This window comes from Agrococcus sp. GW821-FHT14H11, assembly GCF_058803545.1.
Genome location: NZ_JBXAPA010000002.1, coordinates 220,283 through 234,832, shown reverse-complemented (window position 1 = coordinate 234,832; position 14,550 = coordinate 220,283). Strand labels below are relative to the sequence as shown.

17 protein-coding genes are annotated in these 14,550 nt (G+C 72.9%); 11 read left to right on the top strand and 6 right to left on the bottom strand.

The window, feature by feature from the left end:
* Window positions 1-40 precede the first annotated feature (40 nt).
* From purS to AC1RNL_RS03240, 6 genes are all read left to right on the top strand, one after another.
* Window positions 41-301, top strand: coding sequence for a phosphoribosylformylglycinamidine synthase subunit PurS (gene purS, locus AC1RNL_RS03265; protein WP_128190482.1), 261 nt, complete (start codon window positions 41-43; stop codon window positions 299-301).
* The gene (gene purQ, locus AC1RNL_RS03260; RefSeq protein ID WP_492934422.1) at window positions 298-987 is read left to right on the top strand and encodes a phosphoribosylformylglycinamidine synthase subunit PurQ; all 690 of its coding nucleotides are present in this window, start codon (window positions 298-300) and stop codon (window positions 985-987) included. Before purS ends, purQ begins: the two co-directional genes overlap by 4 nt.
* A 31-nt stretch (window positions 988-1,018) precedes the next feature.
* Entirely contained in the window at window positions 1,019-1,510 is a 492-nt protein-coding gene (locus AC1RNL_RS03255; protein ID WP_492934421.1) for a DUF3817 domain-containing protein, read from the top strand.
* Between the two features lie 84 nt (window positions 1,511-1,594).
* Window positions 1,595-3,883 carry a phosphoribosylformylglycinamidine synthase subunit PurL gene (purL, locus tag AC1RNL_RS03250; RefSeq protein ID WP_492934420.1) on the top strand — a complete coding sequence of 763 codons (2,289 nt, stop codon included), beginning with the start codon at window positions 1,595-1,597 and terminating at the stop codon, window positions 3,881-3,883.
* 204 nt (window positions 3,884-4,087) lie between these two features.
* Window positions 4,088-4,522 carry a DUF1761 domain-containing protein gene (locus AC1RNL_RS03245; protein ID WP_246992456.1) on the top strand — a complete coding sequence of 145 codons (435 nt, stop codon included), beginning with the start codon at window positions 4,088-4,090 and terminating at the stop codon, window positions 4,520-4,522.
* Window positions 4,519-4,989, top strand: a complete 471-nt coding sequence (locus tag AC1RNL_RS03240) for an SRPBCC family protein (protein WP_492934419.1) — start codon at window positions 4,519-4,521, stop codon at window positions 4,987-4,989. The genes AC1RNL_RS03245 and AC1RNL_RS03240 overlap by 4 nt, the downstream gene beginning before the upstream one ends.
* Window positions 4,990-5,007: 18 nt before the next feature.
* Here AC1RNL_RS03240 and AC1RNL_RS03235 read toward each other — a convergent pair whose 3' ends face one another.
* Both AC1RNL_RS03235 and AC1RNL_RS03230 read right to left on the bottom strand, forming a co-directional pair.
* A complete protein-coding gene (locus tag AC1RNL_RS03235; RefSeq protein ID WP_128190476.1) occupies window positions 5,008-5,298 on the bottom strand; it encodes a chorismate mutase in 291 nt (96 codons plus the stop codon).
* 9 nt (window positions 5,299-5,307) lie between these two features.
* Window positions 5,308-5,898 carry a GNAT family N-acetyltransferase gene (locus AC1RNL_RS03230; protein WP_492934418.1) on the bottom strand — a complete coding sequence of 197 codons (591 nt, stop codon included), beginning with the start codon at window positions 5,896-5,898 and terminating at the stop codon, window positions 5,308-5,310.
* A gap of 59 nt (window positions 5,899-5,957) precedes the next feature.
* Between AC1RNL_RS03230 and AC1RNL_RS03225 the strand changes: the two genes are divergently transcribed.
* The 4 genes from AC1RNL_RS03225 to AC1RNL_RS03210 all read left to right on the top strand — a co-directional run bounded on the left by AC1RNL_RS03225 (window position 5,958) and on the right by AC1RNL_RS03210 (window position 9,342).
* On the top strand, window positions 5,958-6,581 hold the full coding sequence (locus AC1RNL_RS03225) for a maleylpyruvate isomerase family mycothiol-dependent enzyme (protein WP_492934417.1): 624 nt from the start codon (window positions 5,958-5,960) through the stop codon (window positions 6,579-6,581).
* 37 nt (window positions 6,582-6,618) lie between these two features.
* On the top strand, window positions 6,619-7,965 hold the full coding sequence (gene gdhA / locus AC1RNL_RS03220) for an NADP-specific glutamate dehydrogenase (protein ID WP_492934416.1): 1,347 nt from the start codon (window positions 6,619-6,621) through the stop codon (window positions 7,963-7,965).
* Between the two features lie 119 nt (window positions 7,966-8,084).
* A complete protein-coding gene (locus AC1RNL_RS03215; protein ID WP_492934415.1) occupies window positions 8,085-8,813 on the top strand; it encodes a DUF899 family protein in 729 nt (242 codons plus the stop codon).
* A gap of 124 nt (window positions 8,814-8,937) precedes the next feature.
* Window positions 8,938-9,342: a VOC family protein gene (locus tag AC1RNL_RS03210; protein ID WP_492934414.1), complete on the top strand. Its 405-nt coding sequence runs from the start codon at window positions 8,938-8,940 to the stop codon at window positions 9,340-9,342.
* 18 nt (window positions 9,343-9,360) lie between these two features.
* Here AC1RNL_RS03210 and AC1RNL_RS03205 read toward each other — a convergent pair whose 3' ends face one another.
* On the bottom strand, window positions 9,361-10,647 hold the full coding sequence (locus AC1RNL_RS03205) for an adenylosuccinate synthase (RefSeq protein ID WP_492934413.1): 1,287 nt from the start codon (window positions 10,645-10,647) through the stop codon (window positions 9,361-9,363).
* A 106-nt stretch (window positions 10,648-10,753) separates the two neighbouring features.
* Window positions 10,754-11,740 carry a trypsin-like serine peptidase gene (locus tag AC1RNL_RS03200; protein WP_492934412.1) on the bottom strand — a complete coding sequence of 329 codons (987 nt, stop codon included), beginning with the start codon at window positions 11,738-11,740 and terminating at the stop codon, window positions 10,754-10,756.
* Between the two features lie 344 nt (window positions 11,741-12,084).
* Here AC1RNL_RS03200 and AC1RNL_RS03195 point away from each other — a divergent pair, with 344 nt between their 5' ends.
* Window positions 12,085-12,579 (top strand): FBP domain-containing protein, encoded by a 495-nt coding sequence (locus AC1RNL_RS03195; protein WP_492934411.1) that lies wholly within the window; start codon window positions 12,085-12,087, stop codon window positions 12,577-12,579.
* Between the two features lie 46 nt (window positions 12,580-12,625).
* Here the strand turns inward: AC1RNL_RS03195 and AC1RNL_RS03190 are convergent, their stop codons facing one another.
* Both AC1RNL_RS03190 and AC1RNL_RS03185 read right to left on the bottom strand, forming a co-directional pair.
* Complete coding sequence (locus tag AC1RNL_RS03190) at window positions 12,626-13,981, bottom strand: TIGR01777 family oxidoreductase (RefSeq protein ID WP_492934410.1); 1,356 nt, start codon at window positions 13,979-13,981, stop codon at window positions 12,626-12,628.
* 81 nt (window positions 13,982-14,062) lie between these two features.
* Window positions 14,063-14,545 carry an SRPBCC family protein gene (locus tag AC1RNL_RS03185; protein ID WP_128190126.1) on the bottom strand — a complete coding sequence of 161 codons (483 nt, stop codon included), beginning with the start codon at window positions 14,543-14,545 and terminating at the stop codon, window positions 14,063-14,065.
* Between the last annotated feature and the right edge of the window lie 5 nt (window positions 14,546-14,550).

Here is a 14,550-nt window from a genome sequence, read left to right as displayed (position 1 = left end):
GAGGGCACCCCCACCCGACTGCTACCGCAGGGAGCGACCCATGGCCCTCATCGTCGTCGACGTCATGCCGAAGGCAGAGATCCTCGATCCGCAGGGCAAGGCGGTCACCCGCGCGCTCGCGCGGCTCGGCCACGAGGCGGTCGGCGAGGTGCGCGTCGGCAAGCGCTTCGAGCTCACGGTCGACGGCGAGGTGACGGACGCGCTGCTCGAGCAGGTGCGCACGGTCGCCGACGAGGTGCTCGCGAACACCGTGATCGAGGACGTCGTGGGCGTGCACGTCGTCGAGGAGGCCACCCGATGAGGGTCGGCGTCATCACCTTCCCCGGCACGCTCGACGACCGCGACGCCCAGCGGGCCGTGCGGCTCGCCGGCCACGAGCCGATCGCGCTGTGGCACGGGGAGCACGACCTGCACGGCGTCGACGCGCTCGTGCTGCCGGGCGGCTTCTCGTACGGCGACTACCTGCGCTGCGGCGCGATCGCCGCGCGCTCGCCGATCATGACCGAGGTCGTCGAGGCGGCCGAGCGCGGCATGCCCGTGCTCGGCATCTGCAACGGCTTCCAGATGCTGGCGGAGGCCCGGCTGCTGCCGGGCGGGCTCGTGCGCAACGAGACGGGCCTGTTCGTGCGCCGCGACCAGCGGCTGCGCGTCGAGCGCACCTCGACCGCGTGGACGAACCGCTTCGAGCCGGGCCAGGAGATCGTCATCCCGCTGAAGAACGGCGAGGGGCGCTTCGTGGCGACGCCCGACGAGGTCAAGCGCATCGAGGACGAGGGCCTCGTCGCGTTCCGCTACCTGGGCGAGAACCCGAACGGCTCGGTCGACGACATCGCGGGCCTCACGAACGCCGCGGGCAACGTCGTGGGCCTCATGCCGCACCCCGAGCACGCGGTCGAGCTCGGCTTCGGCCCCACGACCACGCGCATGAAGGCGGGCCTCGACGGGCTCGACATCTTCAAGTCGGCGCTGGAGTCGGTCGCGGCCTGACGCGATCGAGGCGCGGGTGTAGCCTGTCTACATGACGCCCGCCACCGCATCCGCCACCGGTCTCACGCCGAAGCGCGCCTACCGCTTCCTCGCGATCGCCGAGGCCGTCACCTGGACGCTGCTGATCGTCGCGATGGTGGCGAAGTACGCCTTCCAGGTGGATGCGCTCGTGCCGATCGCGGGACCGATCCACGGGTTCGTCTTCCTCGCCTACGGCGCCATGCAGCTCGTCGTGGGACGCAACCAGCGCTGGGCGGCCGGCACCGTGCTGCTCGGCATCGCCAGCGCGGTCGTGCCCTACGCGACCATCCCGTGGGAGCGCCGGCTTGAGCGCCGCGGCGCGCTCGAGGGCGCCTGGCGCACCGAGGCCACCGACGACCCGCGCGACGCGAGCCCGCTCGACCGGGCGTTCCGGTGGGGCATCGCGCATCCCGTGCTGCTCGTCGCGATCGCCCTCGTGCTCGTCGCCGCCGCCTTCGCCGCGCTGCTGACCGCGGGACCGCCCGACGAGTGGTTCGCCTGACGTCGCCGCCCGCCCGCGCGGCCCGGCGCATCCGCCCGCTCGGTAGGATCGAGGGACCGCCGAGCTGACCTCCTGAGGAGCGCTGTGACCACCACTCGTCCGCCCCGCGACACCGTCGAGGTCGCCGCCAGCACCCCGGAGCGCGAGCAGCCGTTCGCCGCGCTCGGCCTGAAGCCCGACGAGTACGAGCAGATCCGCGGGATCCTCGGCCGCCGGCCCACCAGCGCCGAGCTCGCGATGTACTCGGTGATGTGGAGCGAGCACTGCTCCTACAAGTCGTCGAAGAAGCACCTGCGCACCTTCGGGCAGAAGGTCACGCCCGAGATGCGCGAGCGGCTGATGGTGGGCATGGGCCAGAACGCGGGCGTCATCGACGCCGGCGAGGGCTGGGCCGTCACCTTCAAGATCGAGTCGCACAACCACCCGTCGTTCGTCGAGCCCTTCCAGGGCGCCGCGACGGGCGTCGGCGGCATCGTGCGCGACATCATCTCGATGGGCGCGCGCCCCGTCGCCGTCATGGACGCGCTGCGCTTCGGCGCCATCGACCACCCCGACACCGCCCGCGTCGTGCACGGCGTCACGAGCGGCATCTCCTTCTACGGCAACTGCCTGGGCCTGCCGAACATCGGCGGCGAGACCGTCTTCGACGCCGTCTACCAGGGCAACCCGCTCGTCAACGCGCTCGCCGTCGGTGTGCTGCGCCACGAGGACCTGCACCTCGCCAACGCCACGGGCATCGGCAACAGGGTCGTGCTCTTCGGCGCCCGCACGGGCGGCGACGGCATCGGCGGCGCCTCGATCCTCGCCTCCGAGTCGTTCGACGACGAGGGCCCCGCCAAGCGGCCCGCCGTGCAGGTGGGCGACCCGTTCGCCGAGAAGGTGCTCATCGAGTGCTGCCTCGAGCTCTACGCCGCGGGCGTCGTCGAGGGCATCCAGGACCTCGGCGCGGCCGGCATCTCGTGCGCCACGAGCGAGCTCGCCGCCAACGGCGACTCGGGCATGCGGGTCGAGCTCGACCACGTGCTGCTGCGCGACCCCACGCTCACGGCCGAGGAGATCCTCATGTCGGAGTCGCAGGAGCGCATGATGGCGATCGTCGCGCCCGAGAAGCTCGACGAGTTCCTCGCGATCACCGGCAAGTGGGATGTCGAGACGAGCGTGCTCGGCGAGGTCACCGGCGACGGCCGGCTCGTCATCACGCACTCGGGCGAGGTGATCGTCGATGTCGACCCCAAGACGGTCGCGATCGACTCCCCCGTCTACGACCGCCCGATGGAGCGGCCCGAGTGGCAGGACGCGCTGCAGGCCGACAGCGCCGCTGCGCTGCCGCGGGTGTCGGGCAGCGCGCTCGGCGACCAGCTGCTCGCCCTCACCGGCTCGCCCAACCTTGCCGACGCATCCTGGATCACCGAGCAGTACGACGACTACGTCCTCGGCAACACCGCGCTCTCGATGCCCGACGACGCGGGCATGGTGCGCATCGACGAGGAGTCGGGGCTCGGCTTCGCCGTGGCCGTCGACGCGAACGGCCGCTACTGCCAGCTCGACCCGCGCGAGGGCGCGAAGCTCGCGCTCGCGGAGGCCTACCGCAACGTCGCCGTCTCGGGCGCGACGCCCGTGGGCGTCAGCGACTGCCTGAACTTCGGCAACCCCGAGATCCCGGCCGTCATGTGGCAGTTCGCCGAGGCGGTCGACGGGCTCGCCGACGGCTGCGTCGAGCTCGGGATCCCGGTCACGGGCGGCAACGTGTCGTTCTACAACCAGACCGGCGAGACGCAGATCCACCCGACGCCCGTCGTCGGCGTGCTCGGCATCATCGACGACGTCGACCGCCGCCTGCCCTCCGGCTGGCAGGACGACGGCCAGGCGCTCTTCCTGCTCGGCACCACCCGCGACGAGCTCGACGGCTCGGCGTGGGCGGGCGCCGTGCACGACCACCTGGGCGGTCTGCCGCCTCGGGTCGACCTCGCCGCGGAGAAGGCGCTCGCCGGCCTCATGCAGGGCATCGCCTTCGAGGGCCTCGCGACCGCCGCGCACGACCTCTCGGAGGGCGGCCTCGGCATGGCCGTCGTCGAGGGCGCGCTGCGCTTCGGGATCGGCGCCCGCATCTGGCTGTCGGGCATCACCGAGCGCGACGGCATCGACGAGACGGCGGCGCTGTTCTCGGAGTCGGGGGCGCGCGCGCTCGTCGCCGTCGCCCGCGAGGACGAGGTGAAGTTCACCGGCATGTGCGAGGCGCGGGGCGTGCCCGTGCTGCGGATCGGCGTCACCGACGCGACCTCCGGCGCGATCGAGATCCAGGATGTGGCGACGCTGCCGCTCGCCGAGCTGGGGGCCACGAGCCGCGCGACCATCCGGGGGCGCTTCGCCTGACGGGGGGCCACCCGCCGGGGCACGCTCGGCCGCCCGAACGCGGCGCGGCCGCGCGCTCCGCCGACCCGTTCCACCGATCGCGACCCGGTGCACCGGGTCTGTGAGGGTGGAACAGGTCGGCGAGGGGTCGACGTGTCGGAGGCGGGCGCCCGGCGAGCGTGTCAGGCGCGGGCGGTGAGGCGCGGTGGAGCCTATGCTTCGGGCATGGACCTCACCGTGCCGGCGATCAACGTCTTCGCCGTCGTGCTCGCCGCAGTCGCCGCGATGGTCGTCGGCGCCATCTACTACCACCCGAAGGTGCTCGGCACCCGCTGGATGCGCGCCATCGGCCACACGAGCGAGAGCGTCGCCGCGGGGCCCCGGCCCTGGGTCTACCCGCTGATCATCGTCTGCGCGCTCGTCACCGCGTGGGTGCTCGCGGGCGCGACCTGGATCTCGTTCGAGTTCTACGGCGGCAGCTTCCTCTGGAACGCGCTCATCACCGCCTGGATCCTCTTCATCGGCTTCACGCTCGCCCGAGTCGTCGTGCACGACGCGTTCGACCCGCGCGGCTTCCGCGTCACCGGCCACACGGCGCTCAACGAGGTGCTCGTGCTCACCGCGATGGCGCTCGTCATCGGCGTCTGGCCGCCCGCATGAGCGACGTGGTCCTGACCCTGGAGCGGTCGATCGACGCGCCGACGGATGTGGTGTGGCAGGTCCTCACGGATCTCGACGCCGCGCCGACGGTGCTGTCGGGCGTGACGAAGGTCGAGCGGCTCGCGGGCTCCGGCTACACGATCGGCACGCGCTGGCGCGAGACGCGCACGATGATGGGCCGCGAGGCGACCGAGGAGCTGGAGGTCGTCGGCATCGACCCAGGACGGTCGACGATGCTCGCCGCCGAGGCGCACGGCATGCGCTACCGCACCGAGTTCACGCTCGAGCCGGTCGGCGCGGGCACGCTGCTGCGGATGCGCTTCAGCGGCAGGTCCGAGACGCCCTCGTGGGCGCAGCGCCTGGCGGCGAAGCTGACCGCGCGGCTCGGGATGGCCGTGACGCGGAAGGCGATGCAGCAGGACCTCGACGACATCGCGGCGGCCGCGGAGGCGCGCTCCCGCGCGTAGCGCCGCTCGGGCGGCTGCCTACTCGGCGCCCGCGATCCGCTCGTGGTGGTGGATGACCTCGGCGATCACGAAGGTGATGAACTTCTGCGCGAACTCGGGGTCGAGCTCGGCGTCCTCGGCGAGCCGGCGCAGGCGCGCGATCTGCGTCGCCTCCCGCGAGGGGTCGGACGGCGGCATCCCGTGCTCCGCCTTCAGCTCGCCGACCGCCTGCGTCAGCTTGAAGCGCTCGGCCAGCGTGTGGATGAGCACCGCGTCGACGTTGTCGATGGAGCGTCGCAGGCGCTGCAGCTGGTCGTCGGGAGAGCTCATGCCTCCAGCCTAATTCGCGCGCCAGCGCAGCCGCGCCTCGAGCCCGCGCCGCACGCCGGGCCACTCGGGCTCGATGATCGAGTAGACGACCACGTCGCGCAGCGTGCCCTTGTAGACCTCATGGCTGCGCAGCACGCCGTCGCGCTTCGCGCCCAGCCGCTCGATCGCATCGCGCGACTGGCGGTTGTGCCACGACGTGCGGAACTCGACCGCGACGCATCCGAGCACGTCGAAGGCGCGCTCGAGCAGCAGCAGCTTGCTCGCGGGGTTGACGCCCGTGCCCTGCACCGACGGCGCCATCCACGTGGAGCCGATCTCCACGCGCGGCGTCGCGGCGTCGATGTGCATGAAGGTCGTCATGCCGACCGCCCGGCCGTCGACGACGATCGCCCACGGCGCCATCGACCCGGCCGCGAGCAGCCCGAGGCGCCGGTCGATCTCGGCCGCGACGCCCTCCGGCTCGGGCACCGACGTGTACCAGGCGCGCTGCCACAGATCCCCCTCGGCGGCCGCCTCGGCGAGCGCCGGGGCGTGGTCGTGCGACAGAGGCTCGAGCGAGACGAGCGGATGCGTCAGGACGGGTCGTTCGAGGATACTCACGTGCCCATTCTGGCGGGAGGGCCGTTGCCCGGTCCGCCGCCGCGTGCGAGCATGCGCGCATGGCCGTCGACTTCCCGCTCGCCGCGTCGGAGCTCGCGGCGCTCGTCGCTCGGGTGCCTGCCGACCGCCTCGACGGGCCCGGCCTCGGCGAGTGGACGCTGCGCGAGCTGATCGGCCACGCGTCGCGCGCGATCTCGACGGTCGGCGCCTACCTCGCGCTCCCCGCGCCGGCCGAGGCGACCGTCGGGTCGGCGGCGGAGTACCTCGAGGTCGTGCTGCGGCAGCGCGGCGACGACGAGGCGATCCTGCTGCGCGGACGAGCGGCGGGCGCCGAGCTCGGCGACGACCCCGCGGCTGCGATCGAGGCGCTCGCGGCCGCGGCGGCGGACGCGGTCGCCGCCGCGGGACCCGCGCGCATCGTCGCCGTGGGCGCGGCCGGTGACGCCGCGATGCGGCTCGACGAGTACCTCCGCACGCGCGTGTTCGAGCTGACGGTGCACGGCATCGACATCGCCGACGCGGCCGGCATCGCCTGGGCGCCGCCGCCGGCCCACGTGCTCGACGCCCTGCACCTGGCCGCAGCCAACGCATCCGCCCGCGGCGCCGGCGTCGAGGCGCTGCGGCTGCTCACCGGGCGGCGGCCGAGCACGGGGCTCGAGGGGGTGATGGCCGCCGGTCGGTAGGATCGTCGGGTTGTCTGATTCCGATGGAGGAACGCCCGTGACGCAGCTCCACCCGCACCTCGCGCCCGTGTACGACGAGGTGCTGCAGCGCAATCCTGGCGAGTCCGAGTTCCATCAGGCTGTCTTCGAGGTGCTCGAGAGCCTCGGCCCGGTGGTCACGAAGCGGCCCGACTACGTCGACGCGAACATCCTGCGCCGCATCGTCGAGCCCGAGCGGCAGATCATCTTCCGCGTGCCGTGGATCGACGACGCCGGCACGGTGCAGATCAACCGCGGCTTCCGGGTGCAGTTCAACTCGGCCCTCGGCCCGTACAAGGGCGGCCTGCGCTTCCACCCGAGCGTCTACCTCGGCATCATCAAGTTCCTCGGCTTCGAGCAGATCTTCAAGAACTCCCTCACCGGCCTGCCCATCGGCGGCGGCAAGGGCGGCAGCGACTTCGACCCCAAGGGCAAGTCGGATGCCGAGATCATGCGCTTCTGCCAGTCGTTCATGACCGAGCTGTCGAGCCACATCGGCCAGTACACCGATGTGCCCGCGGGCGACATCGGCGTGGGCGGCCGAGAGCTGGGCTTCATGTTCGGCCAGTACAAGCGCCTCACGAACGCCTACGAGTCGGGCGTGCTGACGGGCAAGGGCCTCACGTGGGGCGGCTCGCAGGTGCGCAAGGAGGCCACCGGCTACGGCACCGTCTACTTCCTCGACGAGGTGCTGCACGCCCGCGGCGAGGGCTTCGAGGGCAAGCGGGTCGTGGTCTCGGGCTCGGGGAACGTCGCGATCTACGCGATCGAGAAGGTGCACCAGCTCGGCGGCACGGTGATCGCGTGCAGCGACTCCTCCGGCTACGTCGTCGACGAGGCGGGCATCGACCTCACGCTGCTGCAGGACGTCAAGGAGGTGCGGCGCGGCCGCATCGCCGAGTACGCCGAGCGGCGGCCGGGAGCCTCGTTCCGCGAGGGCGGGTCGATCTGGTCGGTGCCGTGCGACATCGCCGTGCCGTGCGCGACCCAGAACGAGCTCGACGAGGACGACGCGGTCGCGCTCGTGCGCAACGGGTGCACCGTCGTCGGCGAGGGCGCCAACATGCCGACGACCCAGGCGGCGGCACGGGTGCTCGTCTCGGCCGGCGTGGCGTTCGCGCCGGGCAAGGCGGTGAACGCCGGCGGCGTCGCGACGAGCGCGCTCGAGATGCAGCAGAACGCGTCGCGCGACTCGTGGACGTTCGAGCACACCGATGAGCGCCTGCACGAGATCATGAAGGGCATCCACGACCGGTGCGCCGAGACGGCCGAGGAGTACGGCCGCCCGGGCGACTACGTGGCCGGGGCGAACATCGCCGGCTTCAACCGCGTCGCCGACGCGATGCTCGCGCTCGGCGTGATCTAGCCGCTCCTCGTGTCGAGCGGGGCGGATGCGCCCGAGCGGGCACGGCGCGCCGGCCCCGGTCGGGCGCATCCGCCCCAGTGGGGTTCCGCTCCGATGTGAACAGCGTTAACATCGCGCGCATGGTCACCATCGATGCCGACACTCCCGCCCCCGAGATCGTCGACCGCGAGCGCTGGCGCGCCGCGCGGCTCGCGCTGCTCGACCGCGAGAAGGCGCACACGCGCGAGGGCGACGCCATCGCCGCCGCGAGGCGCCGCCTGCCGATGACGGAGGTGCCGGGCGTCGAGCTCGTCGGGGAGGGCGGGACGGTCTCGCTCCTCGACGCCTTCGACGGCCGGCCGCAGCTGATCGTCTACAAGCACATGTGGCACCCGGGCCAGCCGTTCGAGGGGCAGTGCGAGGGGTGCACCGCATCGATCTGGGACTTCCACGACGCGTCGTACCTCAACGCCCGGGGCGTGTCGTTCGCCGTGCTGAGCAAGGGGCCGTGGGACGAGCTCGCGCCCTTCCGCGCCTTCATGGGCTACACGCATCCGTGGTTCTCGAACGCCGACGTCGACGACGCGATCCTCGGGCCGGAGGCCGAGGGCGAGTTCGTCGCGCTGCTGCGGCGGGGCGACCGCGTGTACGCGACGAACTGGATCACCGACCGCGGCTGCGAGCTCGCGATGAGCTCGCTGCGACTGCTCGACATGACCGCCTACGGCCGCCAGGAGGCGTGGGAGGACTCCCCCGCCGGCTGGCCGCAGGACCCGACCTTCAACGGCTGGCGCAAGGACGGGCGCCCCGTGCCGCAGTGGAGCCGTCCGGGCGCGACGCCGGTGGAGGCATCCGCGCACGAGCACTGAGCCGCACCCGCGCCCGCCTTGGCCCGACTGGGGCCGCTGCGCCCGACCGGGGCCGGCGCGCCAGCCCCGCTCGGGCGCAGGCGCCCCAACGGGCATGCCCACCCATCCCACCGAAAGGCACTCCATGACGGCGATGTCGCTCTACATCTGGTTCCCCGGCACGGCCCGCGACGCCCTGCAGCACTACCAGCAGGTGTTCGGCGGCGAGCTCGTGCTGCACACGCTCGTCGACATGGGGCGCACCGACGGCCCACCCGATGCGATCGGCCACGGCATGCTGTCGGGGCCCGTCTCGCTCTTCGGCACCGATGCGGTCGGCGACGACGAGCCGGTCAGCGTGCGCGGCATGAGCGTCGCCCTGCTCGGCACGGCCGATCCGACGACGCTGACCCGCTGGTTCGCCGCGCTCGCCGAGGGGGGCATGGTGCTCGACGCACTGCAGGAGCGCCCGTGGGGCGCGAGCGACGGGCAGGTCGTCGACCGCTTCGGGATCCGCTGGCTGATCGGCTTCGAACCGGAAGCGGCCTGACGGCCCCTGCAGTCCGCCTCAGTCGATGAGGTCGTGCACCTGGATGATCGCGTCGCGATCGGCGCCCACGCCGATCGCCGAGATGCGCGAGCCCGAGCGCTCCTCGAGGAAGCGCACGTACGCCTGAGCGTTCGCAGGCAGCTCCGAGAACTCGCGCGCGCCCGAGATGTCCTCGCTCCAGCCGGGCAGCGACTCGTAGATCGGCTTCGCGTGGTGGAAGTCGGACTGCGAGACGGGCATCTCGTCGACGCGCTGGCCGTCGACCTCGTAGGCGACGCAGACCGGGATCGACTCGATGCCCCTGAGCACGTCGAGCTTCGTCAGCACGATGTCGGTGAGCCCGTTGATGCGCGAGGCGTAGCGGGTGATGACGGTGTCGTTCCAGCCGCAGCGGCGCGGGCGGCCGGTGGTGGTGCCGAACTCGAAGCCGTTCTTGCGCAGCAGCTCGCCCCACTCGTCGAAGAGCTCGGTGGGGAACGGGCCGGCGCCGACGCGCGTCGTGTACGCCTTCACGATGCCGATGACGCGGTCGAGGCGGTTCGGCGCGACGCCCGAGCCCGCGGCGGCGCCCGCGGAGGTCGCGGTCGACGAGGTGACGAACGGGTACGTGCCGTGGTCGATGTCGAGCATCGTCGCCTGGCCGGCCTCGAAGACGACGGTCTGGCCGGCGTCGAGCGCCTCGGCGAGCTCGAGGCCCGTGTCGCCGACCATCGGGCGCAGGCGCTCGACGTAGGAGGTGAGGTCGTCGAAGATCTCGTCAGATGAGACGGAGCGGCGGTTGTAGACCTTGGCGAGCAGGTGGTTCTTGGTGTCGAGGGCGCCGTCGATCTTCTGGCGGAGGATCGACTCGTCGAAGAGGTCCTGCACGCGGATGCCGACGCGGTTGATCTTGTCGGCGTAGGCCGGGCCGATGCCGCGGCCGGTGGTGCCGATGGAGCGCTTGCCGAGGAAGCGCTCGGTGACCTTGTCGAGGGTGCGGTGGTAGTCGGTGATGATGTGCGCGTTCGCCGAGATGCGCAGCTTCGACACGTCGACGCCGCGGGCCGAGAGCGCCTCGAGCTCGTGGAAGAGCACCTCGAGGTCGATGACCACGCCGTTGCCGATCACGGGCGTGACGCCCTCGGTGAGGATGCCCGACGGCAGCAGGTGCAGCGCGTACTTCTCGTCGCCGACGACGACGGTGTGGCCGGCGTTGTTGCCGCCGTTGAACTTCACGACGTAGTCGGTGCGGCTGCCGAGCAGGTCGGTGGCCTTGCCCTTGCCCTCGTCGCCCCACTGGGCGCCGACGATGACGATTCCTGGCATGGGGCATCCCTTCGACGGGTTCGCGTACACCCCACCCTATCGAGCGGGACGAGCGGGTCCGCCGAGCCGGGCGGCGGTGCGCCCGGCCCGGCGGACCGAGCGGCGATCAGCCCTGCGCGGCCTGGTAGGCCGACTGGATGACGCTGCCCCAGTACGGGCCGTACATGACGTCCTTCACCGAGCGGTAGCCGAAGCTGTTCACGGAGTTCTGCATGCCGGTCGGGCCGGAGCCGATGAACCACGGGCCGCCGGAGGAGCCGCCGGTCATGTTGCACGGGATGCCCTGCGACTGCGTGCCGCCGATGGTGTCGGCCGTGGCGGTGCCGGAGCACGACTGCAGCGTCTGGCCGTCGAACGGCCGGGCGGCCGGGTAGCCGTAGGCCGTGTAGGACAGGCCGCGCGGCTGGTTGAACGCGACGCCGGATGCTCCGACGGTGTCGGCGAGCGTGCTGGTCGACCCGGCAGGGCTCGCGACGACCGCGAAGGCGGTGTCGTAGTCGATGTCGCCCTGCGTGACCCACGCCGTGGGCGCGTGCAGCTCGGTCGCCGACCACACGCCGTAGGGCGTCTGGCCGTTCTGGTAGGCCGGCGCGAACGCCCAGTTGGTCGCGTAGGCGCCCGGGCCCTCGTTCACGCAGTGCGCGGCGGTGGAGACGGTGCGCTCGTTGGCAGCGACCACCGAGTTGCCCGAGCAGACGTAGTCCACGCCGCCGAGCGTGAAGAACACCTTGCCGATGTGCGCGACCGCGACGGGGCCGGAGGGCGCGGGCCGCGCGTTGGTCTGCGGGGCGCGGCCGGTGCGCGCGTCGGGCCGCCCGGCCTCGACGGGGCGGCCGGATGCGTGCTGCCCGCCCGTGACGAGGCCGTCGGCGTCGACCGCGGCCTCCATCCGCTCGGCCGTCCAGTAGGCGGCGGTGGAGCTCGGCGACGAGGGCACCGCGTGGTGGTCGACCCCGGACGGCGGGCCGGCGGTCGCGGTCTGGGCGCCGCCGAGCGCGAGCGACGCGGCGGCGACCGCGGTCGTGAGCCACAGGAGGGCGCGGCGGGAGCGCCTGCCGGCGCCGGTGGAGGTGGAGGTGGGCTGGTGGTGCATGGGTGCCTGCTTCGGTGCGGTGGTCGCCGGCGCGGGTTCGGGCTCAGCGTTGGCCCAGAGTCAACCAAAGATCTGCTCAAGCGTCGAGGGTTCTTCCGCATCGCGCTCGCGCGTACGATGACGGCATGCGTCCAGCAGCAGCGACGCCCCTGCGGCGTGAGGAGGTCGTCGGCGGCACCCCCGCCGGCGGCAGGTAGCAGCCGCGCCCGGAACGCGCTCCCGCGCCGACCGGCTCGCGGCGCCGCGGTCGACCGCCCTCCCGAGGAGGGCCGTCCCGCCGTGCCCTCCCACACCCATCCGCCGGCGACCGCAGCGCTCGCCGGCCTCTCGAGAGGCGATCCCTCATGCTGCCCATCACCGCCCAGGACCTCCGCGGCGCGTTCGTGAACGCGAGCCGCAAGGAGGTCTCCAGCATCACCCTGCCCGACTGGTTCGACGACGCCGACTGGGGCTCGCTCGACTACCTCGGGTGGCGCGACCCGAAGATCGCGCGCCGTGCCTACGTCATCCTGCCGACGCTCGACGGCGACCCGGTCGGCGTGCTGCTGCGCCGCGCCGACGCCGCGCCGCGCGCCCGCGCGCAGTGCACGTGGTGCCAGGACGTGCGCCTGCCGAACGACGTCGTCTTCTACAGCGCCAAGCGCGCCGGCGCGGCGGGCCGCAGCGGCAACACCGTGGGCACGCTCGTGTGCGAGGAGTTCGAGTGCTCGCAGAACGTGCGCCGGCTGCCGCCGCTCGCCTACGAGGGCTACGACCTCGAGGCCGCGCGGCTGCGGCGCATCGACGAGCTGCGGATGCGCGCGACCGGCTTCGCCGAAACGGTCGCGCGGGAGCGCTGACGATCGAGCTCGGTGCGGTCTGCACCGCGCCGCCGGGAGCGCCGCGCTACCTGCCGGCCTCGCGCATGCGCCCGAGCTGGTGGCGCAGCGACTGCTCGAGCTGCGGCCGGCGGAAGCGGTGCCCGAGCTCCTGCAGCCGCTCGGGCACGACGCGCTGGTCGGCGAGCGCGAGCTCGCGCATGCCCTGCTCGCCGAGCACCACGCGCGGCCCGAGGGCCGGCGTCGGCAGCAGCGCCGGCCGGTGCAGCACGCGCGCGAGCGTGCGGGCGTACTCGCCCTGCTGCACGGGCTCGGGCGCGACGGCGTTGACCGGCCCCGAGAGCCGCTCGTCGACGAGCGCCCGGTGGTAGACGTCGACGAGGTCGTCGAGGTCGATCCACGACTGCCAGTGCTCGCCGCCCGCGAGCGGGCCACCGAGCCCCGCCTCGTAGAGCGGCCGCAGCACCATGAGCACGCCGCCGCGCGGCGTCTGCACGAGCCCGGTGCGCACCTGCACCGTGCGCACGCCCGCCTCGGCGGCCGGCTGCGTCTCGGCCTCCCAGTCGACGACGACGCGCGCGAGGAAGTCGTCGCCCGCGCTGCTGCCCTCGGTCAGCGGCTCGTCGCCGCGGTCGACGCCGTAGCGGCCGATCCCCGACGCGCTCACGAAGACCCGCACGCCCGCAGCGGCGGCGAGCTCGGCGAGCCTGCGGGTCGGGCCGACGCGGCTGTCGCGGATGCGCTGCCGGTGCTCGTCGCCGAAGCGGCCGAAGATCGAGGCGCCCGCGAGGTGCACGACCGCGTCGACGCCGTCGAGCAGGTCGGGCGCCGGCGCATCCGGATCCCACCGCCGCTCCCCCGCGCCCGGCTCGTGGCGCACGAGCCGCACGACCTCGTGGCCGCCGGTCGTGAGGAACGCGGTCAGCTGGGTGCCGATGAGGCCGGATGCGCCGGTGACGGCGACCGTCATGGGCGCGGCCGAGGCGGCGGCGTGGGCCGCGACGTCGTCGGCGAGCTGGCGGTGGCGGTAGACAAACATCGGCCGGAGCGCGCGCGAGCCGACCTGGGTGTCGACGGCGTCGATCACGCGCGTGCCGGTGCCGGAGGCGGTCTCGACCGGCTCGAAGCGGTGCTCGTGGCGCCAGCGGATGGGCCCGAGCGGCATCGAGGCGAGCCCATCGGGCACGCGCTCGTCGACGAACGCGCGGCCGGGCACGAAGCCAGCGGGGTCGTGCTGCGCGACCCAGACCAGCCCGCCCGGGAGCGCGAGCTCGGCGCGCCCGTCGGCGAGCGACTCCGCCTCGCGCTGCACGCGGCCGGGCATCCACGGCGGCAGCATCCGCGGGAAGGCCCCGGGGCGCTCGTGCCAGGCGAAGACCTCGTCGACGCCCGCGTCGACCGTGCTGGAGTGCTCGATGCCCATGGCCGCACGGTACGCGTCGAGCCTGTGCATCCGCGCGGCGGAGCACAGGCTCGACGAGGTGGGCGCCGGGCGCCCGTGGGGCTAGAGGCCCGAGCTGTCGGCGGGGCGCTCGATGTCGCCCTCCCAGCCCTTCTCCGCGGCGTGACGGGCCGGGGCTGCCTCGGCGAGCTCCTTGAAGCGCTTGAGGTCGTGGCCGATCTGGATGTCGTCGACCTGGAGCAGCGCGCCTGCCTGCTCGACGATGCCCTGCGGCTTCCAGTCGATCTGCACGTTGACGCGCGTGGTGTCGTCGTCGATGCGGTGGAAGGTGACGACGCCCGCGTGCGTCTCTCCGTCGAGGCTGCGCCATGCGACGCGCTCGTCCATGTGCTGCTCGGTGATCTCGGCGTCGAACTCGCGCTCGACCCCGGCGATCGACACGACCCAGTGGAGGCGGTCGTCGGTCTGCTGCGTGATGGACTCGACCCCGCTCATGAACTTCGGGAAGTCCTCGAACTGGGTCCAGAGGGCGTACACGGCGCTGATCGGCGCCTTGACGTCGATGCTGTCGGTGACCTGGGGCATGGTGA